The 19,405-nt window shown below is 56.4% G+C and carries 20 protein-coding genes; 16 read left to right on the top strand and 4 right to left on the bottom strand.

Annotated features, from left to right (window positions below; all coding sequences use genetic code 11):
* Positions 1 to 24: 24 nt before the first annotated feature.
* The 8 genes from ftsB (at position 25) to rpoS (ending at position 6,351) form a co-directional block, all read left to right on the top strand.
* Positions 25 to 342, top strand: a complete 318-nt coding sequence (ftsB, locus tag KOSB73_RS05315; RefSeq protein WP_004124270.1) for a cell division protein FtsB — start codon at positions 25 to 27, stop codon at positions 340 to 342.
* Positions 343 to 361: 19 nt separating this feature from the next.
* Positions 362 to 1,072, top strand: coding sequence for a 2-C-methyl-D-erythritol 4-phosphate cytidylyltransferase (gene ispD, locus KOSB73_RS05310; protein ID WP_098140295.1), 711 nt, complete (start codon positions 362 to 364; stop codon positions 1,070 to 1,072).
* Entirely contained in the window at positions 1,072 to 1,551 is a 480-nt protein-coding gene (ispF, locus tag KOSB73_RS05305) for a 2-C-methyl-D-erythritol 2,4-cyclodiphosphate synthase (protein ID WP_004124268.1), read from the top strand. Before ispD ends, ispF begins: the two co-directional genes overlap by 1 nt.
* The gene (gene truD / locus KOSB73_RS05300) at positions 1,548 to 2,597 is read left to right on the top strand and encodes a tRNA pseudouridine(13) synthase TruD (RefSeq protein ID WP_004137335.1); all 1,050 of its coding nucleotides are present in this window, start codon (positions 1,548 to 1,550) and stop codon (positions 2,595 to 2,597) included. Before ispF ends, truD begins: the two co-directional genes overlap by 4 nt.
* Positions 2,578 to 3,339, top strand: a complete 762-nt coding sequence (surE, locus tag KOSB73_RS05295; RefSeq protein WP_004124266.1) for a 5'/3'-nucleotidase SurE — start codon at positions 2,578 to 2,580, stop codon at positions 3,337 to 3,339. Before truD ends, surE begins: the two co-directional genes overlap by 20 nt.
* Positions 3,333 to 3,959 (top strand): protein-L-isoaspartate(D-aspartate) O-methyltransferase, encoded by a 627-nt coding sequence (locus tag KOSB73_RS05290; protein WP_024358491.1) that lies wholly within the window; start codon positions 3,333 to 3,335, stop codon positions 3,957 to 3,959. The genes surE and KOSB73_RS05290 overlap by 7 nt, the downstream gene beginning before the upstream one ends.
* A 122-nt stretch (positions 3,960 to 4,081) precedes the next feature.
* Positions 4,082 to 5,200: a murein hydrolase activator NlpD gene (gene nlpD, locus KOSB73_RS05285; RefSeq protein ID WP_004137339.1), complete on the top strand. Its 1,119-nt coding sequence runs from the start codon at positions 4,082 to 4,084 to the stop codon at positions 5,198 to 5,200.
* Between the two features lie 158 nt (positions 5,201 to 5,358).
* On the top strand, positions 5,359 to 6,351 hold the full coding sequence (rpoS, locus tag KOSB73_RS05280; protein ID WP_004104962.1) for an RNA polymerase sigma factor RpoS: 993 nt from the start codon (positions 5,359 to 5,361) through the stop codon (positions 6,349 to 6,351).
* Positions 6,352 to 6,416: 65 nt separating this feature from the next.
* Here the strand turns inward: rpoS and KOSB73_RS05275 are convergent, their stop codons facing one another.
* Both KOSB73_RS05275 and KOSB73_RS05270 read right to left on the bottom strand, forming a co-directional pair.
* Positions 6,417 to 6,794 (bottom strand): hypothetical protein, encoded by a 378-nt coding sequence (locus tag KOSB73_RS05275; protein ID WP_004137343.1) that lies wholly within the window; start codon positions 6,792 to 6,794, stop codon positions 6,417 to 6,419.
* Positions 6,791 to 8,005, bottom strand: coding sequence for an MFS transporter (locus tag KOSB73_RS05270; RefSeq protein WP_049086725.1), 1,215 nt, complete (start codon positions 8,003 to 8,005; stop codon positions 6,791 to 6,793). Before KOSB73_RS05270 ends, KOSB73_RS05275 begins: the two co-directional genes overlap by 4 nt.
* Positions 8,006 to 8,112: 107 nt before the next feature.
* Here KOSB73_RS05270 and KOSB73_RS05265 point away from each other — a divergent pair, with 107 nt between their 5' ends.
* The gene (locus KOSB73_RS05265; RefSeq protein ID WP_049099314.1) at positions 8,113 to 9,000 is read left to right on the top strand and encodes a LysR family transcriptional regulator; all 888 of its coding nucleotides are present in this window, start codon (positions 8,113 to 8,115) and stop codon (positions 8,998 to 9,000) included.
* Here KOSB73_RS05265 and KOSB73_RS05260 read toward each other — a convergent pair.
* Positions 8,997 to 9,416: a MarR family winged helix-turn-helix transcriptional regulator gene (locus tag KOSB73_RS05260; protein ID WP_004137348.1), complete on the bottom strand. Its 420-nt coding sequence runs from the start codon at positions 9,414 to 9,416 to the stop codon at positions 8,997 to 8,999. The two genes, KOSB73_RS05265 and KOSB73_RS05260, sit on opposite strands and share 4 nt — an antisense overlap.
* Before the next feature lie 170 nt (positions 9,417 to 9,586).
* Between KOSB73_RS05260 and KOSB73_RS05255 the strand changes: the two genes are divergently transcribed.
* From KOSB73_RS05255 to KOSB73_RS05240, 4 genes are all read left to right on the top strand, one after another.
* Positions 9,587 to 10,180: a non-oxidative hydroxyarylic acid decarboxylases subunit B gene (locus KOSB73_RS05255; RefSeq protein WP_004137351.1), complete on the top strand. Its 594-nt coding sequence runs from the start codon at positions 9,587 to 9,589 to the stop codon at positions 10,178 to 10,180.
* Positions 10,180 to 11,607 carry a non-oxidative hydroxyarylic acid decarboxylases subunit C gene (locus KOSB73_RS05250; protein ID WP_004853598.1) on the top strand — a complete coding sequence of 476 codons (1,428 nt, stop codon included), beginning with the start codon at positions 10,180 to 10,182 and terminating at the stop codon, positions 11,605 to 11,607. The genes KOSB73_RS05255 and KOSB73_RS05250 overlap by 1 nt, the downstream gene beginning before the upstream one ends.
* Positions 11,608 to 11,617: 10 nt before the next feature.
* Entirely contained in the window at positions 11,618 to 11,854 is a 237-nt protein-coding gene (locus KOSB73_RS05245; RefSeq protein WP_004124248.1) for a non-oxidative hydroxyarylic acid decarboxylases subunit D, read from the top strand.
* A 338-nt stretch (positions 11,855 to 12,192) separates the two neighbouring features.
* Positions 12,193 to 12,345: a Hok/Gef family protein gene (locus tag KOSB73_RS05240; RefSeq protein WP_004137356.1), complete on the top strand. Its 153-nt coding sequence runs from the start codon at positions 12,193 to 12,195 to the stop codon at positions 12,343 to 12,345.
* A 118-nt stretch (positions 12,346 to 12,463) separates the two neighbouring features.
* On the opposite strand, the gene mutS is transcribed toward KOSB73_RS05240, so the two are convergent.
* Complete coding sequence (gene mutS / locus KOSB73_RS05235) at positions 12,464 to 15,025, bottom strand: DNA mismatch repair protein MutS (protein ID WP_064343142.1); 2,562 nt, start codon at positions 15,023 to 15,025, stop codon at positions 12,464 to 12,466.
* 649 nt (positions 15,026 to 15,674) lie between these two features.
* On the opposite strand from mutS, the gene KOSB73_RS05230 reads away from it, so the two are divergent.
* From KOSB73_RS05230 to KOSB73_RS05220, 3 genes are all read left to right on the top strand, one after another.
* The gene (locus KOSB73_RS05230; protein ID WP_004124241.1) at positions 15,675 to 16,214 is read left to right on the top strand and encodes a fimbrial protein; all 540 of its coding nucleotides are present in this window, start codon (positions 15,675 to 15,677) and stop codon (positions 16,212 to 16,214) included.
* An 83-nt stretch (positions 16,215 to 16,297) separates the two neighbouring features.
* Positions 16,298 to 16,852, top strand: coding sequence for a fimbrial protein (locus tag KOSB73_RS05225; RefSeq protein WP_024358484.1), 555 nt, complete (start codon positions 16,298 to 16,300; stop codon positions 16,850 to 16,852).
* 75 nt (positions 16,853 to 16,927) lie between these two features.
* Positions 16,928 to 19,396, top strand: a complete 2,469-nt coding sequence (locus tag KOSB73_RS05220; protein WP_098140294.1) for a fimbria/pilus outer membrane usher protein — start codon at positions 16,928 to 16,930, stop codon at positions 19,394 to 19,396.
* Positions 19,397 to 19,405 lie beyond the last annotated feature (9 nt).

The raw sequence follows: 19,405 nt of genomic DNA, 5'->3' as shown, positions 1-19,405 counted from the left end.
TGATGCCGTTTTTCAGGGGGCAGGATGGGTAAACTAACGCTGCTGTTATTGGCTTTGCTGGTCTGGCTACAGTATTCGCTGTGGTTCGGCAAAAATGGCCTGCACGACTATAGCCGGGTTGATGACGATGTCTCCGCGCAGCAGGCAACTAACGCTAAATTAAAAGCACGCAACGATCAGCTGTTCGCCGAAATTGACGACCTCAACGGCGGTCAGGAAGCTATCGAAGAGCGCGCACGCAATGAACTCAGTATGACCCGCCCGGGCGAAACGTTTTATCGTCTGGTGCCGGATGCGTCAAAACGCAACCAGGCCGCGGGGCAACAGCAGAATAATCGATAAACAGGCCCAGGATTACAACATGGCAGCCACTTTTCCGGGCGTTTGCGCCGTGGTGCCGGCAGCCGGTTTTGGCCGCCGCATGCAAACGGAATGCCCTAAACAATATCTCTCAATCGGTAACAAAACGATTCTCGAGCACGCGGTCGCCGCGCTGCTGGCAAACCCGCGTATACGGCGGGTGGTCATCGCCGTCAGCCCGGGCGACGTGCGCTTTAGCCAACTGCCGTTGGCGAACCATCCTCAAATTACCGTCGTTGATGGCGGGACAGAACGCGCGGATTCCGTTCTCGCTGGCCTGAAGGTGCTTGGCGAGGCTGATTGGGTGCTGGTGCACGATGCCGCGCGCCCCTGCCTGCACCAGGATGACCTCAGCCGCCTGCTTCAATTATGCGAAACCAGCCGTACGGGCGGCATTCTGGCCGCTCCGGTTCGCGACACGATGAAGCGCGCGGAGCCGGGCAGGGCGGCCATCGCCCATACCGTTGAGCGTAATGATTTATGGCACGCGCTGACGCCGCAATTTTTCCCTCGCGAACTGCTTGTTGATTGCCTGACGCGGGCGCTTAATGAAGGCGCGACTATCACCGACGAAGCCTCGGCGCTGGAGTACTGCGGCTTCCATCCTGAACTGGTCGCCGGACGAGCTGATAATATAAAAGTGACGCGCCCGGAAGACCTGGCGCTGGCCGAATTTTACCTTACCCGTCCCCGACACCAGGAGAAGGCTTAATGCGAATTGGACACGGTTTTGACGTACACGCTTTTGGCGGTGAAGGCCCAATCATTATCGGCGGCGTGCGCGTGCCCTACGAGAAAGGGCTGCTGGCGCACTCCGACGGCGACGTCGCGCTGCATGCGCTGACCGATGCGCTGCTCGGCGCGGCGGCGCTGGGCGACATCGGCAAGCTGTTTCCGGATACCGATCCGGCCTTTAAGGGCGCCGACAGCCGCGAACTGCTGCGCGAAGCGTGGCGGCGGATTCAGGCGAAAGGCTATACCCTTGGCAACGTAGACGTCACCATCATCGCCCAGGCGCCGAAAATGCTGCCGCATATTCCCCAGATGCGCGTCTTTATCGCCGAAGATCTCGGTTGCCATATGGATGATGTGAACGTCAAAGCCACCACCACGGAAAAACTGGGCTTTACCGGCCGCGGCGAAGGCATCGCCTGTGAAGCGGTGGCGCTGCTGCGTAAGGCGGAGAAATGATCGCTTTTGACGAACTCACCTATCTGCATGGAAAACCGCTGGGCCAGGGGCTGCTAAAAGCCAGTCCGGAGGACTTTTTGGTGGTGGAAGATCTCGGCTTTTCCCCCGATGGCGAAGGCGAGCATGTGCTGGTGAGAATTCTGAAAAACGGCTGCAATACCCGTTTTGTTGCTGACTCGCTGGCAAAATTCCTTAAAATTCATGCGCGTGAAGTGAGCTTTGCCGGGCAGAAGGACAAACACGCGGTGACTGAACAGTGGCTGTGCGCCAGAGTGCCGGGCAAAGAGATGCCCGACCTGAGCAAATTTCAGCTCGAGGGTTGCCAGGTTCTGGAGTACGCGCGCCATAAGCGCAAGCTGCGCCTCGGGGCGCTGAAGGGGAACCAGTTTACTCTGGTACTGCGCGAAGTCAGCGCCCGCGACGATGTCGAAAAGCGTTTACAGGCGATCGTCGAGCATGGCGTGCCCAACTATTTCGGCGCCCAGCGCTTCGGTATCGGCGGCAGTAACCTGCAGGGGGCGCTGCGCTGGGCCGAGAGCGGCGCGCCGGTGCGCGATCGCAATAAACGCAGTTTTTGGTTGTCGGCGGCCCGCAGCGCATTGTTTAATCAACAGGTTGGTATTAGATTAAAAAAACCGGAATTTAATCAGGTTGTTGATGGCGATGCGCTACAATTAGCGGGGCGCGGAAGCTGGTTCGTTGCGGACTCTGAAGAACTGACGGCACTCCAGGCGCGGGTAGATAACCGCGAGCTGATGATTACCGCTGCGCTTGTGGGCAGCGGCGACTGGGGAAGCCAACGGGGCGCGCTGGCCGCTGAACAGGCGGCAGTGGTCGAAGAGACGCAGCTACAGGCGCTGCTGGTGCGTGAAAAAGTAGAGGCCGCCCGCCGGGCGATGCTGCTTTATCCCCAGCAGATGAGCTGGAACTGGTGGGATGACGTTACCGTTGAACTGCGTTTCTGGCTGCCCGCAGGCAGCTTCGCCACCAGCGTAGTAAGGGAGCTTATCAATACAACGGGTGACTATGCGAATATTGCTGAGTAACGATGACGGGATTCATGCGCCGGGCATTCAGACCCTGGCAAAGGCCTTACGAGAATTCGCTGAGGTTCAGATAGTTGCACCCGATCGTAACCGCAGCGGAGCGTCGAATTCCCTGACGCTGGAATCTTCGCTACGTACTTTCACTTTTGATAACGGCGATATCGCCGTACAGATGGGCACCCCGACGGACTGTGTTTACCTCGGCGTGAACGCCCTGATGCGGCCGCGTCCGGATATTGTGGTCTCCGGCATTAACGCCGGCCCCAACCTCGGTGACGACGTCATCTATTCCGGCACCGTTGCCGCCGCGATGGAGGGCCGTCATCTCGGCTTTCCGGCGCTGGCCGTCTCGCTAAACGGCTATCAGCATTATGATACCGCCGCCGCGGTTACCTGCTCGATTCTGCGGGCTTTAAGCCGCGAGCCGCTGCGTACCGGACGCATTCTGAATATCAACGTGCCGGATCTGCCCCTTGAGCAGATTAAAGGTATCCGCGTGACCCGCTGCGGCAGCCGGCATCCTTCCGATCAGGTGATCCCGCAAAAAGATCCGCGCGGCAATACGCTGTACTGGATTGGACCTCCGGGCGAGAAGTACGACGCCGGGCCGGATACCGATTTTGCCGCCGTGGATGAAGGCTATGTGTCGGTCACTCCGCTACATGTCGATTTAACCGCCCACGGCGCACATGAGGTGGTGAGCGGCTGGCTGGATCGCGTTGGGGTTGATACGCAATGGTAAATAAACGTGTTGAAAGTCTTCTCAATCAGCTCCGCACGCAGGGCATTGTTGACGAGCGCGTGCTGAACGCGATCGCGCTGGTGCCGCGAGAAAAGTTTGTTGATGAAGCCTTTGAACATAAGGCGTGGGAAAACACGGCGCTGCCGATTGGCCAGGGGCAAACCATCTCGCAACCCTACATGGTGGCGCGGATGACCGAGCTTCTGACGCTAACGCCGGAGTCAAGGGTGCTGGAAATTGGCACCGGATCTGGCTATCAGACGGCGATCCTGGCGCATCTGGTGCATCACGTGTGCTCGGTTGAGCGCATTAAGAGTTTGCAGTGGCACGCGCGCCGTCGCCTTAAACAACTTGATTTACATAATGTTTCAACCCGTCACGGCGATGGATGGCAGGGTTGGCAGGCACGCGCGCCGTTCGACGCGATCATCGTTACCGCCGCGCCGCCGGAAATTCCGGCCGCGCTGCTGGCGCAGCTGGACGATGGCGGCGTACTGGTGCTGCCGGTAGGCGAAGAGCACCAGTTCCTGAAGCGAATCCGTCGGCGCGGCAACGAGTTTGTCATTGATACTGTCGAAGCCGTGCGCTTTGTACCCCTCGTGAAAGGGGAGTTGGCCTGAACCCGGATTATTCCAGGTTTTTTTGCCTGCATTTAGGCATAGGGTGGACGCATTTTTCGTGTCCTGGCCGGGCGCCGTCCGGTGAGCAAGATATTGGTAGTTAACATATTCCTGGGGGATAAATGAGCGCGGGAAGCCCAAAATTTACCTTAAGCCGCATTGCGGCTTTGTCACTGGTGTCACTCTGGCTGGCAGGCTGCAGCAGCTCCAACAATCCGCCTGCGCCGGTCAGCTCGGCTGGCGGGGCTTCGTCTTCCAGTACGAATTCCGGAATGCTGATCACGCCTCCGTCAAATAACGTTCCGCAGGCGCGCCCGGTACAAACGCAACCGGTGCAGACGCAGCCCGCTCAGATTCAGCCGATGGCCCAGGAGCCGGTGCAAACGGTAAACGGCAAAATTGTCTACAACCGTAAATATGGGGATATTCCGAAAGGTAGCTATACCGGCGGCAGTACCTATACTGTTAAACGCGGCGACACGCTATTCTATATTGCGTGGGTCACCGGGAACGACTTCCGCGACCTGGCGCAGCGTAATAATATCCCGGCGCCGTACGGTCTGAACGTCGGTCAGACGCTGCAGGTTGGCAACGCGTCCGGCCAGCCAATCACCGGTGATAACCCTGTCGCCCAGGCCAGCGTGAAGGCCAGTAATGGCGGGATGTTAACCGCAAATTCTGCACAAAAATCCACCGCGGTGGTTGCGTCCCAACCAACTATTACGTATTCTGAATCTTCAGGTGAACAGAGTGCTAATAAGATGTTGCCGAATAACAAGCCTGCGACGACAACTGCCGTCGCGCCAGTTACGGCCCCAGCTGTCAGCACAACCCAATCGACTGCAAGCAGTACGTCAACCAGTTCGCCGATCTCTTCATGGCGCTGGCCGACTGATGGCAAGGTTATCGAGAACTTTAGTGGTGCCGAAGGCGGCAATAAAGGTATTGATATCGCAGGCAGTAAAGGACAGGCTATTGTCGCGACCGCAGATGGGCGCGTCGTCTATGCCGGTAACGCACTGCGCGGTTACGGTAATCTTATTATCATCAAACACAACGATGATTACCTGAGCGCCTACGCACATAACGATACGATGCTCGTAAAAGAGCAACAAGATATCAAGGCGGGGCAGAAAATCGCTACCATGGGTAGCACAGGTACTAGCTCTACACGTTTGCATTTTGAAATTCGTTACAAGGGGAAATCCGTCAACCCGCTGCAGTATTTACCGCAGCGATAATTTGGCAAAGTACGGATAAGCTCAGTATCGCTAACAAAGGCGCCAGGGCGGCCGCGATGCCTTCTTCACCGGGGCAGAAAAGGTTATCGTCCTGGCGTCTTTTGAGTGATGTTTAGCGAAGGTGCTTTGCTTAGGGATCACGGGTAGGAGCCATCTTTATGAGTCAGAATACGCTGAAAGTTCATGATTTAAATGAAGACGCGGAATTTGATGAGAACGGAGTCGAGGTTTTTGATGAGAAAGCCTTAGTTGAAGAGGAACCCAGTGATAGCGATCTGGCTGAGGAAGAGCTTCTTTCGCAGGGAGCAACCCAACGGGTGCTCGATGCGACGCAGCTTTATCTTGGAGAGATTGGTTATTCCCCGCTGCTGACGGCCGAAGAAGAGGTTTATTTTGCGCGTCGCGCGCTGCGTGGTGACGTTGCGTCACGCCGCCGGATGATCGAAAGCAACCTGCGTCTGGTCGTCAAGATAGCCCGCCGTTACGGCAATCGCGGTCTGGCTCTGCTGGATCTGATTGAAGAAGGTAACCTGGGGCTGATTCGCGCAGTTGAGAAGTTTGACCCGGAACGTGGGTTCCGTTTTTCGACTTACGCGACCTGGTGGATTCGTCAAACGATTGAACGGGCGATCATGAACCAAACCCGTACGATCCGTTTACCAATTCATATCGTCAAAGAGCTGAACGTCTATCTGCGTACCGCACGCGAGTTGTCCCATAAGCTGGACCACGAGCCAAGCGCGGAAGAGATAGCCGAACAGCTGGATAAGCCAGTTGATGACGTGAGCCGGATGCTGCGTCTGAACGAGCGCATTACCTCGGTGGATACCCCACTGGGCGGCGACTCGGAAAAAGCGCTGCTGGATATTCTGGCCGATGAAAAAGACAACGGCCCGGAAGACACCACGCAGGACGATGATATGAAACAAAGCATCGTCAAATGGCTGTTCGAACTGAACGCCAAGCAGCGTGAAGTGCTGGCTCGTCGCTTTGGCCTGCTGGGCTATGAAGCCGCGACGCTTGAGGATGTGGGCCGCGAAATTGGCCTGACCCGCGAACGCGTGCGCCAGATCCAGGTAGAAGGCCTCCGCCGCCTGCGGGAGATTCTGCAAAGCCAGGGGCTGAATATCGAAGCGTTGTTCCGCGAGTAAGATACCTTTCTTAAAAAAGGCTCAATCGTTTGATTGGGCCTTTTTCTTTTTTGTGTCTCCGCCGCTTATGCGAGCGCCGTCTCGTGGAGGTGCCGCCAGATGATTTTCTCTTCCTGCAGACGGAAAAGAACCGTTGACCAGCGTGCGGTGTCCGCTTTGCCGGGTAAAGCGTGGGTTTCCCGATAGAGCACCGCTGCGCCATCGTGCCATTCGGCAAGTATGGCGGTATTGTCGATGACAATCTTCAAGCCCGGGCGGCTGGCGCGAGCTCCGTGAAAAAAAGCGCTGACCGACTGATGGTCCATGCGCATACCGTTTATCGGGATCATGCTAAATTCCGGGCTAAAGCGATGCAGCAGCGCTTCGGCGCTCCCTTCCCCCTGATTCAGCCAGTGTTCTATAGCCACGTGGGCCGCAATAACTTCCGCAATATAGCGATTCATTTGTTCTCCATTTTACCGTGCAGGCGCATGATTAACGCCCGGTTATCGAATTTAAGGCAGCCCAGCAGCGGCACCAGGGTCAAAACGGCGGCGGCGATAAATACGCCGCGCCACGCCAGCGGGGTGGGCCAGTAAAGTAAAAAAGCGCTCAGTAAAGCTGCCAGTAGCGCAGATCCTATCAGGAAACTGAGCTGGCGATTGAGGTTCCACAGCGCGCTGGCGTCCGGCATATCGGGGTTCGCCACGTTAAGAAACGCGCTGCTCTGGGCCGTACTGCTGCACAGGCTGCCGCCTGCGCCCATCAGGATAAACGCCGCGATCAGCGCGCTGCTGGCGGTATGCGCATTGACGCCAGCCAGGATGAGTATTCCGGCAGCCTGAAGAAGGCAGCCCAGCGCAATCAGGGGGCGGGGGCCGAGACGATTGAAATAGCGGCCGGTCGTCGCGATCGCCACAAACGAGGCCAGCGACCACGGAAGCATCAGGGAGCCGATGGCGGAGGGCGCCATCCCCGTCACGCTTTGCAAATAAAACATCCCGACGACATTGATGCCAATAAAGGTCCCCGGCACGCAGAGATAGACCAGCATAGAAAAGCGCAGCAGCGGGTCGCGCAGTAACGAGAGATGTAAAAAGCCGCCCGACCGCGCGACGCTCTTCTCATCCCTGAGCCACAGCGCGGCCAGCCCGAAAGTCAGCAGCGCTATCGGCAGGCTGGCAAAGAAAACCCAGCGCCAGCTCAGCGATTGCACCAGCGCTCCGCCGAGCGCCGGAGAGCACGCCGGCGCCAGCAGCCCAACCAGCATCACCGCGGCGGAAAGTTTCGCCCGTTCGTGAGGCTTGAACTGTTGCCAGGTTAACGCCTGTCCTAGTGGAATCAGCAGCCCGCCGCCCATCCCCTGCAGGGCGCGCCACATGACGAGGCTTATCAACGAGTCGGCCATCCCGGCAGCCAGCGCCCCGAGGCTAAACAAGCTAAGCGAAAGCAGGAATACCCGCCGGGCCCCAAACTGCTGGCTGAGCCAGGCGCTAAACGGCAGCACCAGGGTGAGCCCGGCAATATAGCCATTGCTGACCCACGCCAGCTCGCCCACCGACGCGTGTAGCGTCCGGCCCATCGCCGGAAAGGCGACGCTGGCGATAAACATATTGATTAAGTCGAGAAAGAAACCCAGCAGAAAAACGGTTGCGACCTTGCTGCGATACGTCATTGATGAAATCCCCCGTGAAGGCCGCTACTGTAAACCTCAATATCAGGGCGAATAAACACGACATTCGCAGATATACTGTCGGAAATTTTTTGACAATGGGCGGCGCGATGCTGAACCTGCAGCGGATGAACATGTTTGTGGCGGTAGTCGATAGCGGGAGTTTTACCGCAGCGGCGGCGGCTCTGGGGCAGACCAAGGCGGTGGTGAGTTTCAACGTCCGCCAGCTGGAGAACGAACTGGGGGTCACGCTGCTATTGCGATCGACCCGTCGCCTGACGCTTACCGAAGCCGGTTCGCTGTTCTATCATCGCGGGGTCGCGCTGCTGAAAGCGGCGGAAAACCTGCAGGACGACGTCCGGGGCAGCCACGTGGGGTTGAGCGGCGAGCTGCGGATCACGACGACGCCTGAATATGGCGCGCAGGTGATTATTCCGGCACTGGCGGAGTTCAGCCTGCGGCATCCTGCGCTCCGCGTACGCCATGTTTCCTCTTCTCACCACGCGGATTTAATCTCCGAGCGGTTTGACGTGGCGATTCGTCTCGGCACGCTGGCGGATTCGCGCTACCGCGCGGCGCTGATATCACGCTTTGCCATCGTCCCGGTTGCAGCCCCGTCATGGCTGGCACAGCATCCTGTGAAGACGCTTGAAGATCTGGCGCAATCGGCGTGGATTATTCATGAACGTCTGACCGCGCCGCTCCGCTGGCAGCTTAGCGGGCCCCATGACGAGAGCATTGCCTTCGAGATTAAACCGGCGCCGCGGCTGTCGGCGGATAGCGCCAGCGCGCTGATGGCTTTTGCGCTGGCGGGCAGCGGCATCGCGCTGCTACCCGAGTGGCTGGTGGCCGCTGCGCTGGCGGACGGCGCACTGGTGAAGGTGATGCCGGAGTTTAGCTTTCCGCCCCAGGGGGTATATGCGGTTTACCCGGACGCGCAGCATATCCCTGCCAGAGTGCGGGCGTTTATTGATTTTTTACGCGAACGCGTGGGTTAACGCTGCTGTTCTTGCGCCATCAGCTTGTGGATGATTTGCGAAAACTGCTGGCGCTCCTCATCGCTCAGCCGACCTAAAAACTCTTCGTCGACGGCGTGACCCAGCGGCATTGAGCTTGCCAGTAGCGCTTCGCCTTCTGCGGTTAAATAGACAAACCGACGGCGTTTGTCCGCCGGGTCGTGTTCGCGACGAACCAGACCGCGGCTCTCCATTCGGCTCAGCATCTCCGCCAGCGTCGCTTTGGTGCTGACCGCCGCTTCCGTTAACGTCACCTGTTCAATGCCGGGATGCTCGGCAATGGAACGCATCACCGCATACTGCGGTTTGGTGAGGTCCGGCAGCTCAAGCTGCCAGCGGGCGGTGTGCTGCTGAAAAAGCTGGCGCAGCAGGTGGAACGCCTCGTTTTTTAACTCCATGACCACTCCATAAAAAAACCGTCGGTTCTATGATAGCCGTTCGGAGGGCGTTTGAGCATTTTTCCTGTTTTGATGAAAAATGCGGCCGTGTACGAACGAACTTGCAAGAAAAGCGTATCAAGCGTAGCTTTAATAAAAATGTTCGTACACGAACGATTTGCGAGGCGATGATGAAGCTAATAGTCGGGATGACCGGAGCGACGGGCGCTCCGCTGGGGGTTGCGCTACTGAAAGCGCTTCGTGAGATGCCGGAAGTGGAAACGCATCTGGTGATGTCAAAGTGGGCCAAAACCACCATTGAACTGGAAACGCCGTACAGCGCCCGTGAAGTGGCGGCGCTGGCCGATTTCTCGCATAGCCCGGCGGATCAGGCCGCCATCATCTCATCAGGTTCATTTCGTACCGACGGCATGATCGTTATCCCCTGCAGTATGAAAACGCTGGCCGGTATCCGTGCCGGTTATGCCGAGGGGCTGGTGGGGCGGGCCGCGGACGTGGTGCTGAAAGAGGGGCGTAAGCTGGTGCTGGTACCGCGCGAAATGCCGTTGAGCACTATCCATCTGGAAAACATGCTGGCTCTGTCGCGCATGGGCGTGGCGATGGTGCCGCCCATGCCCGCCTATTACAACCATCCCAAAACCATTGAGGACGTCACTGACCACGTTGTCACGCGGGTGCTGGATCAGTTCGGTCTGGAGTATCACAAAGCGCGCCGCTGGAGCGGGTTACGGGCGGTAGAGAGTATTTCACAGGAGAATGAATAATGGCTTTTGATGATTTGCGCAGCTTTTTGCAGGCGCTGGACGACCAGGGGCAACTGCTGAAAATTAGCGAAGAAGTGAACGCGGAGCCGGATCTGGCCGCGGCGGCAAACGCCACCGGGCGCATCGGCGATGGCGCTCCCGCGCTGTGGTTTGACAATATTCGCGGTTTTACCGATGCGCGCGTGGCAATGAACACCATCGGCTCCTGGCAGAACCACGCTATCTCGCTGGGTCTGCCGCCGAATACGCCGGTGAAAAATCAGATCGACGAATTTATTCGTCGCTGGGATAAATTCCCGGTGACGCCGGAGCGGCGGGCAAACCCGGCGTGGGCGGAAAATACCGTCGACGGCGAGGCGATTAATCTGTTCGATATTCTGCCCCTGTTCCGTCTCAACGACGGCGACGGCGGCTTTTATCTCGACAAAGCCTGCGTGGTCTCTCGCGATCCTCTCGACCCGGACAATTTTGGCAAGCAAAACGTCGGCATTTACCGTATGGAGGTGAAGGGTAAACGTAAGCTCGGCCTGCAGCCGGTACCGATGCATGATATCGCTCTGCATCTGCACAAAGCGGAAGAGCGCGGTGAAGATCTGCCGATCGCCATTACCCTGGGAAACGATCCGATTATTACCCTGATGGGCGCTACGCCGCTGAAATACGATCAGTCGGAATATGAGATGGCCGGCGCGCTGCGCGAAAGTCCGTATCCTATCGCCACCGCGCCGCTGACCGGCTTTGACGTGCCGTGGGGCTCAGAGGTGATCCTCGAAGGGGTGATTGAAAGCCGCAAGCGCGAAATCGAAGGCCCGTTCGGCGAATTTACCGGCCACTACTCCGGCGGCCGTAATATGACGGTGGTACGAATCGATAAAGTCTCTTACCGCAGCAAACCGATCTTCGAGTCTCTCTATCTCGGCATGCCGTGGACCGAGATCGACTATCTGATGGGCCCGGCCACCTGCGTGCCGCTGTATCAGCAGCTGAAGGCCGAGTTCCCCGAGGTACAGGCCGTCAACGCGATGTACACCCACGGTCTGTTGGCGATTATCTCCACCAAAAAACGCTACGGCGGCTTTGCCCGTGCGGTAGGCCTGCGGGCGATGACTACGCCGCATGGTCTGGGCTACGTGAAGATGGTGATCATGGTTGATGAGGACGTCGACCCGTTCAACCTGCCGCAGGTGATGTGGGCGCTGTCGTCGAAGGTTAACCCGGCCGGGGACCTGGTGCAGCTGCCGAATATGTCGGTACTGGAGCTCGATCCAGGCTCCAGCCCGGCGGGGATCACCGACAAACTGATTATCGACGCCACCACCCCGGTTGCGCCGGACCTTCGCGGCCACTACAGCCAGCCGGTACAGGATCTCCCTGAAACGAAAGCCTGGGCTGAAAAATTGACCGCCATGCTGGCTAACCGTAAATAAGGAGAAAAAGATGATTTGTCCACGCTGCGCCGATGAACATATTGAAGTGCTGGCAACATCGCCGGTAAAAGATGTCTGGACGGTATTCCAGTGCCAGCATTGTTTCTACACCTGGCGTGATACGGAACCGCTACGCCGCACCAGCCGCGAACATTATCCTGAAGCGTTCCGCATGACCCAGAAGGATATTGATGACGCGCCGATGGTGCCGCATATTCCGCCGCTGCTGGCGGAGGATAAACGATAAAATAAACGGGCCCGCGCAGTCGGGCCTTTTTTATATTTAATGAATCAATGAGAAATCTGTAGCCATTAAATTTTTAAATATGAAAAAAGGTTAATAGAGCAGATACGTTTGCGAGCCATCTTCCAGTTTATAATAAAATCAACGGGTTTGATAAATTACCGATAAGCTTCGCGGCCGGGAAAATATAGAATAGCGGCGGGTGCTTGAGGCTATCTGGCTTTGAGCATTGACAAGGATTCAGATAGACGAAAGCCCCAGGAGATATTTCTATCAACTGAGGCTGACGAATGAACCTGAACAATTCAGATGTTAGTCTCTTCTTTGCAGGGAGGCAAGACATGCTAACAAAATATGCCCTTGTGGCAATCATCGTACTGTGTTTTACGGTACTGGGATTGACGCTTTTGGTGTGCAGCTCGCTGTGCGAGCTAAGTATTAAAGAGCGTAGTATGGAGTTTAAAGCTGTTCTCGCTTACGAATCGAAGAAATAGCATCAGCGCGGGGGCGACCCCGCGTATTGGTTGTCAGGATGCATTCTCTCGCACCCATTTTGCATTTGTTAAAACGGCAGCACCGCAGGGCGCTGCCGTTTTTCACGTTAAACGAGAACTACACCAGGCTCTTCAGGCGATAGATCCACTCCAGCGCCTGGCGCGGAGTCAGCGAATCCGGATCGAGATTCTCCAGCGCTTCAACCGCGGGCGAGGTCTCTTCCGGCGCGGAAAGCAACGACATCTGGGTACCGTCCACCTGCGTGGCGGCAGCGCTCGGCGCGATGCTTTCCAGCTCGCGCAGCTTCTGCCGCGCGCGCTTGATCACCTCTTTCGGCACCCCGGCCAGCGCGGCAACCGCCAGGCCGTAGCTCTTACTGGCCGCGCCATCCTGCACGCTGTGCATAAAGGCGATGGTATCGCCGTGCTCCAGGGCATCAAGATGGACGTTGGCCACGCCTTCCATTTTCTCCGGCAGTTGGGTCAGCTCGAAGTAGTGGGTGGCAAACAGGGTCAGGGCTTTGATCTTATTCGCCAGATTTTCCGCGCAGGCCCACGCCAGCGACAGGCCATCGTAGGTCGAGGTGCCGCGGCCAATTTCATCCATCAGCACCAGGCTATGCTCGGTGGCGTTATGCAGAATATTAGCGGTTTCGGTCATCTCTACCATAAAGGTTGAGCGGCCGCTGGCCAGGTCATCCGCCGCGCCGACGCGGGTGAAAATACGATCGATAGGGCCGATGTCGACTTTTTCCGCCGGAACGTAGCTGCCGATATACGCCAGCAGGGCAATCAGCGCGGTTTGGCGCATATAGGTACTTTTACCGCCCATATTCGGACCGGTGATAATCAGCATTCTCCGCTGCGGGGCGAGATGCAGCGGGTTGGCGATAAACGGCTCTTTCAGCACCTGCTCAACCACCGGATGGCGGCCTTCGCTAATCCGAATGCCCGGCTTATCGCTAAAGGTCGGGCAGCAGTAGTTGAGGGTCTCCGCGCGCTCGGCGAGGTTCACCAGCACATCGAGCTCCGCCAGCGCGCTGGCGCTCTGCTGCAGGTCGCCAAGATGCGGCAGCAGCATATCGAAAAGCTCATCGTACAGCTGCTTTTCCAGCGCCAGCGCTTTCCCTTTGGAGGTCAGGACTTTGTCTTCATACTCCTTCAGCTCAGGAATAATATAGCGCTCGGCGTTTTTGAGGGTCTGGCGACGGACGTAGTGGATCGGCGCGTGCTGGCTCTGACCACGGCTAATCTGGATGTAGTAGCCGTGGACGGCGTTGTAGCCCACCTTCAGCGTATCCAGCCCCAGACGCTCGCGCTCGCGAACTTCCAGTCTGTCGAGGTAATCGGTAGCGCCATCGGCCAGGCCGCGCCACTCATCGAGTTCCGCGTGATAGCCGGGGGCGATAACCCCGCCGTCGCGAACCAATACCGGCGGCGCATCGATAATCGCCCGCTCCAGCAGTTCGCGCAGTTCGCTAAATTCCCCCATCTTTTCCCGGAGCCGCTGCACCGGCGCGCAATCGACGTCGGCCAGCATGGCGCGCAGCGCCGGCAGCTGCTGGAAAGCGTGACGCATACGCGCTAAATCGCGAGGGCGGGCGGTGCGCAGCGCCAGGCGCGCCAGAATACGTTCGAGGTCGCCGACCTGACGCAGCACCGGCTGCAGCTCGGTGTAATGTTCCTGCAGCGCGCCGATGGTCTGCTGGCGCTCTACCAGCACGGCGGTGTCGCGCGCCGGCATATGCAGCCAGCGCTTCAGCATACGGCTGCCCATCGGGGTGACGGTGCAGTCGAGCACCGAGGCCAGCGTATTTTCAAAGCCGCCGGCCAGGTTCTGGGTTATCTCCAGATTGCGACGCGTGGCCGCATCCATAATGATGCTGTCCTGCTGGCGCTCCATCGTGATGGAGCGGATATGCGGCAATGACGTGCGCTGGGTGTCTTTGACGTACTGTAGCAGGCAGCCGGCGGCGCACAGGCCGCGCGGGGCGTTTTCAACGCCGAAACCAACCAAATCGCGCGTGCCGAACTGGAGATTGAGCTGCTGGCGCGCGGTGTCGATTTCAAATTCCCACAGCGGACGACGGCGCAGGCCGCGGCGCCCCTCAATAAGCGACGACTCGGCAAAATCCTCCGCATACAGCAGCTCGGCGGGGTTGGTGCGCTGGAGCTCGGCGGCCATCGTTTCGCGGTCGGCGGGCTCGCTCAGGCGAAAACGTCCGGAGCTGATATCAAGGGTGGCGTAGCCAAAACCTTTGCCGTCCTGCCAGATGGCGGCCAGCAGATTGTCCTGGCGTTCCTGCAGCAGCGCTTCATCGCTGATAGTGCCGGGCGTCACAATACGGACGACTTTGCGTTCCACCGGCCCTTTGGTGGTTGCCGGATCGCCAATCTGTTCGCAAATGGCCACCGACTCGCCCTGATTAACCAGTTTGGCCAGATAGTTTTCCACCGCGTGGTGCGGGATCCCGGCCATCGGAATCGGTTCGCCCGCGGAAGCGCCGCGCTTCGTCAGCGAGATATCCAGCAGCTGCGACGCGCGTTTCGCATCGTCGTAGAATAGTTCGTAGAAATCACCCATCCGGTAAAACAGCAGAATCTCCGGATGCTGGGCTTTCAGCTTGAGATACTGCTGCATCATGGGGGTGTGGGCGTCGAGATTCTCTAATGTACTCATCTGTTTTTGATGTCCATTTTCTTACGTTTTAACGCGTTAGCGGAGTTTATTGTTTTCATGACGTCGCGCTATTGCTCATCGGTTCCCGTGACATTGTGCATTTCTTTTCATTGACTCATAGGCCGCATGATAACGGAGTCTTCAGGTCAGGAAAACAAGAAGGCGCGGCGGGCCCATGAATCGTCTTCCCCCTCCTCTTAGCCGCTGCGTAATGTCCATTGCTCGGGCTGCTTTTGACTATCCTTATATCAGGAAAAGCTATTTGTTAATAAAATGTGATCTATGTTACAATTATTTTACTATGAATATCTGCCCACTATCATTTATTAATTACCTGACGCAATTTGTTTTTAGGATATATCTCAGCGCTCTGCGAGTTAATTTCCTATGGTGGCATTGTTCGCGAGGTTAAATCTTTTTTTAATTCCTCTGTAAATGTATCTCTTTTTACCTAAAAAATGATTTGTTAGTATTTTTGTCGACCAGGGGATCTGGCTTTAATTAAATTATTAATATTAATTAATAGTCTAATTATTGAAACGGATTTTTCGGTGATGCGGAGGGCTGGAAATTGTTGGGTAAATAGACTTCGGCAATTTTATAGCTCCTTACTCTTTTAGGATAAAAATTTATAACGCAGGAATTTTCTATGAAACTGAATAAAGTTGCTATGGCTGTGGCATTAACTGCTGCTCTCGGCTCAATGTCTGCACTGGCTGATACCACGAATGGCCAGATTGAGCTTCAGGGTGAGCTGGTGAATACCGCTTGTGGTTTAGCCCCGTCGTCCAGCCCGGTAACCGTTGATTTTGGTCAGGTTCCAGTTTCCCTGCTGCAAGGCGGTGGTCAGGCAACTGAAACCAAAAACATCGAGCTGCAGTATTGCGATACCACTATTGCCAGCAGCGCCGTTGTTTCCTATACCCCGACTTCGGTTAACCCGAACGATCCTACTCTGGCTGCATTTACTTCTGGTACTGCATCCGGTGCAGGTATCGGCCTGAAAGACAGCGCTAGCCAGACTGTAACCTGGGGCGCGCAGACCACTCCGGTCACCCTGGTTGATGGTACTAACACCATTCCTTTCGTGGCGTTCCTGAAAGCGGAAGCGGCAGCGAGCGGTTCTACCACTACCGTAACCGCAGGTGCATTCCAGTCAACGATCAATTTCACCATCGATTATCAATAATCGATTTTGAATTATCGCTCGCGGGGAGAGATCTCTCTCCCCGCGATATTGGAGTAGGTGCCAGATAATATGGAATTCTGAGTATGGTTAAGGATACAGAGAAAAAGAGACTGATGGCGTTATTGGTATCGGGATTACTCTTTTCCGGACATGCTTCGAGTACTAGTTTTACGCCTGGCCAGCTGGCGCTTTCGGGGGAGCTAGTGGCTGCCGCATGCGATATTGACCCTAATTCGCGGGAGCTATGGGTAGATTTCGGTAACATTTCCGCTCGCGATATTAATAGCGATCAAGAAGGTAAGCTGATCCGGCCTTTTTTAGTACGCTTAATTGGCTGCACCTCTTTCGGCAGCGTAAATCAATCAACGCCAGGGGCTTATGCCACCATTACGTTTACCGGCAATGCTTCATCGCAGGACCCAACAGTATTAATTCCGGATGGTGAAGGAAAGGGATTTGGTATCCAGATTCGCGATCGCCATGGGGAAATTTTAACGTTTGGAGAACCTTCATCGGGATATCTCCTGAGTGATGAGAATAATACGCTGAAATTTACCGCTACGCTGGTGCCGGTTCAGCAGCATATTAAAGCCGGGGATTTTTACGCCGTCACTCGTTTTTTTATGGATTACAACTAGAAACAAGCCAGTGATTGCTGTTGGAGCTTGTTTGTCGCACACGATATTTTACTGAATGATTCGGGATGAATAGTCATGTCAGCAGAACAAAAAATAAAAATAATCCTCTCTCAGATGCTTTTTTTCTGCTGTACCTCTATGGCTTACGCCTCAACCGACGTGGAATTTAATACCGACGTACTGGATGCGGCCGATCGCGACAATATCGATTTAACCCGTTTCGCCACCGACAACTATGTCCCGCCGGGCGAGTACTTATTAGATATTAAAATAAATGGCCAGGCGGTCGGGCAGCAAAAGGTTCGCTATCTGGCTTCTAAAGATCAGAAGCATACCCAGGCCTGCATCAACGGCGAAATTCTTGCCAGATTGGCTTTGAAAGAGGATGCGCAGCAAAAGGTCGCACAGCCGTTTGCTGACTGCTATGACCTGCTGAGCCTTCCTGGCGCCACCCTCAGTAACTACGCCGGGGTGCTGGACATCACCGTCCCGCAGGCGTGGATGAAATACAACGATCCGAACTGGACGCCGCCGGAGCGCTGGGACCAGGGGATCGGCGGATTTTTGCTCGACTATAGCCTGACCGGGCAATATACCCGCCAGCTGGATATGCATGAAGATTACAGCACCCTGAGCGGATACGGTCAGACCGGGGTCAACCTCGGCGGCTGGCGCCTGCGCGGCGAATATCAGACCAGTTATTACAGCGCGACGCATCAATTTGATTTCGATATGAATCAGATCTACGCCTACCGCCCGCTGCCGATGATGGCGGCAAAGCTGACGGCGGGGGAGATCTATCTTGATTCTCAGGTCTTCGACACCGTGCGCTTTACCGGGCTTAATCTCGCCAGCGATGAGCGTCAGCTGCCGCCAAACCTGCAGGGGTATGCGCCGGAAATTCGCGGTCTGGCCAAGACCAACGCCAAAGTGACGGTGAAGCAGAGCGGACGCATCATTTATGAAACGACGGTGCCCGCCGGACCGTTTAATATTCAGGATTTACGCAGCTCGGTGCGCGGTACGCTGGATGTGCAGGTGGAAGAGCAGGATGGCTCAATTTCGACTTTCCAGGTTAACACCGCCAATATTCCTTATCTTACGCGTCCCGGCTACGTGCGCTACAACGTGGCGATCGGCGCGCCGTCCCGCTATAGCCATAAAATTCAGGGACCCGGTTTCGCTTCCGGCGATTTCTCCTGGGGGATCACCAACGCCTGGTCGCTGTACGGCGGTTTACAAAGCGCAGGGGCCGAATATACCGCGGTCTCCGCCGGTATTGGCCGCGATCTCAGCGTACTTGGCGCCCTCTCGCTGGACGCTACGGAATCCTACAGTCAGCAGTCAAACCAGAAGCGGCTTAAAGGGACCTCGTTTAAGCTGAGCTATGCGAAAACGTTCGACGAATATAATAGTTCCATTACCTTCGCCGGATATCGCTTCTCGCAGGAGGACTTCCGCTCTTTCTCGCAATATCTCAACGAGCGCTATGAGGGTTACGACAGCCTTGGGCGTGAAAAAGAAGTTTATATCATCACCGGCAATAAAACGTTCTGGGCCGATGAGCCTGGTAAAGCGACCACGGTATTTTTGACCTACACCCATCAGAATTACTGGAACCGAAGCAGCCAGGATCGCTACGGCATCTCGCTAGGGCGCTCGTTTAACGTCGGTAATATTCGCGGGATCACCACCAATATTTCGGCCTACCGTTCGGATTACGAAGGGCGGAAAGACGACTCTATTGCTTTCTCGCTTTCCATTCCGGTTGGCGATAGTAAATGGAGCGGCCTCGACGTGCAGACCAATAACGGCAAAACCAGCCCGATGCTCTCCTATACCGACAGCAGCGACTACAACAACCTGTGGCGTCTGCGTGCCGGAGCGAGCCAGAGCGGCTATGCCAACGTCGACGGCTACTATCAGCGCCGCTCGCAGTACGCTGAAATCAACAGCAACGCCAGCTATCAGCAGGATCACTATCTCTCTCTGAGCAGCACCCTGCGCGGCGGCTTTACCGCGACCCGGCACGGGGCGGCGATCCACAACAGCGGCGCGACGCTCAATACGGCGCGCGTAATGGTGAACACCAACGGCATCGGCGACGTGCCGCTCAATGACGGTAAATCAAGAACCAATAATTTCGGCATCGCCGTTATTCCGGACATCGTGAGCTACAACAGCTTTGATACCCGGGTTGACGTTGATGCGATGTCGGAATCCATTGAACCGGCAAAAGCCATCAGCACCGCCACGCTGACCGAAGGCGCTATTGGTTATCAGACCTTTGGCATGGCGCAGGGCGAAAAAATGATGGGCATTATCCGCCTGGCTGACGGTACCTATCCGCCGTTCGGCGCCGAGGTTATCAACGGCGATGGCGTGAGCGTATCGATGATTATGGAAGGTGGGCAGGGATGGCTGGCAGGGGTGAATCCTCATGAGCTGCTAAGCGTAGTGTGGAGCGGGAAAAAGCAGTGTCAGATTGCCATCCCGCCGACCATAGAGCGTCGTTCGACAGCCGCGCTATTGCCGTGTAAATGACAGTGACAG

This window comes from Klebsiella grimontii, from assembly GCF_900200035.1.
Taxonomy (GTDB): Bacteria; Pseudomonadota; Gammaproteobacteria; order Enterobacterales; family Enterobacteriaceae; genus Klebsiella; species Klebsiella grimontii.
This window is presented reverse-complemented; position numbering and strand designations above follow the sequence as displayed.

Bases quoted from the DNA above. Each gene is read 5' to 3' on its own strand.
- ftsB (WP_004124270.1), top strand. From the start codon at position 25: ATGGGTAAACTAACGCTGCTGTTATTGGCTTTGCTGGTCTGGCTACAG.
- ispD (WP_098140295.1), top strand. From the start codon at position 362: ATGGCAGCCACTTTTCCGGGCGTTTGCGCCGTGGTGCCGGCAGCCGGT.
- ispF (WP_004124268.1), top strand. From the start codon at position 1,072: ATGCGAATTGGACACGGTTTTGACGTACACGCTTTTGGCGGTGAAGGC.
- truD (WP_004137335.1), top strand. From the start codon at position 1,548: ATGATCGCTTTTGACGAACTCACCTATCTGCATGGAAAACCGCTGGGC.
- surE (WP_004124266.1), top strand. From the start codon at position 2,578: ATGCGAATATTGCTGAGTAACGATGACGGGATTCATGCGCCGGGCATT.
- KOSB73_RS05290 (WP_024358491.1), top strand. From the start codon at position 3,333: ATGGTAAATAAACGTGTTGAAAGTCTTCTCAATCAGCTCCGCACGCAG.
- nlpD (WP_004137339.1), top strand. From the start codon at position 4,082: ATGAGCGCGGGAAGCCCAAAATTTACCTTAAGCCGCATTGCGGCTTTG.
- rpoS (WP_004104962.1), top strand. From the start codon at position 5,359: ATGAGTCAGAATACGCTGAAAGTTCATGATTTAAATGAAGACGCGGAA.
- KOSB73_RS05275 (WP_004137343.1), bottom strand. From the start codon at position 6,794: ATGAATCGCTATATTGCGGAAGTTATTGCGGCCCACGTGGCTATAGAA.
- KOSB73_RS05270 (WP_049086725.1), bottom strand. From the start codon at position 8,005: ATGACGTATCGCAGCAAGGTCGCAACCGTTTTTCTGCTGGGTTTCTTT.
- KOSB73_RS05265 (WP_049099314.1), top strand. From the start codon at position 8,113: ATGCTGAACCTGCAGCGGATGAACATGTTTGTGGCGGTAGTCGATAGC.
- KOSB73_RS05260 (WP_004137348.1), bottom strand. From the start codon at position 9,416: ATGGAGTTAAAAAACGAGGCGTTCCACCTGCTGCGCCAGCTTTTTCAG.
- KOSB73_RS05255 (WP_004137351.1), top strand. From the start codon at position 9,587: ATGAAGCTAATAGTCGGGATGACCGGAGCGACGGGCGCTCCGCTGGGG.
- KOSB73_RS05250 (WP_004853598.1), top strand. From the start codon at position 10,180: ATGGCTTTTGATGATTTGCGCAGCTTTTTGCAGGCGCTGGACGACCAG.
- KOSB73_RS05245 (WP_004124248.1), top strand. From the start codon at position 11,618: ATGATTTGTCCACGCTGCGCCGATGAACATATTGAAGTGCTGGCAACA.
- KOSB73_RS05240 (WP_004137356.1), top strand. From the start codon at position 12,193: ATGCTAACAAAATATGCCCTTGTGGCAATCATCGTACTGTGTTTTACG.
- mutS (WP_064343142.1), bottom strand. From the start codon at position 15,025: ATGAGTACATTAGAGAATCTCGACGCCCACACCCCCATGATGCAGCAG.
- KOSB73_RS05230 (WP_004124241.1), top strand. From the start codon at position 15,675: ATGAAACTGAATAAAGTTGCTATGGCTGTGGCATTAACTGCTGCTCTC.
- KOSB73_RS05225 (WP_024358484.1), top strand. From the start codon at position 16,298: ATGGTTAAGGATACAGAGAAAAAGAGACTGATGGCGTTATTGGTATCG.
- KOSB73_RS05220 (WP_098140294.1), top strand. From the start codon at position 16,928: ATGTCAGCAGAACAAAAAATAAAAATAATCCTCTCTCAGATGCTTTTT.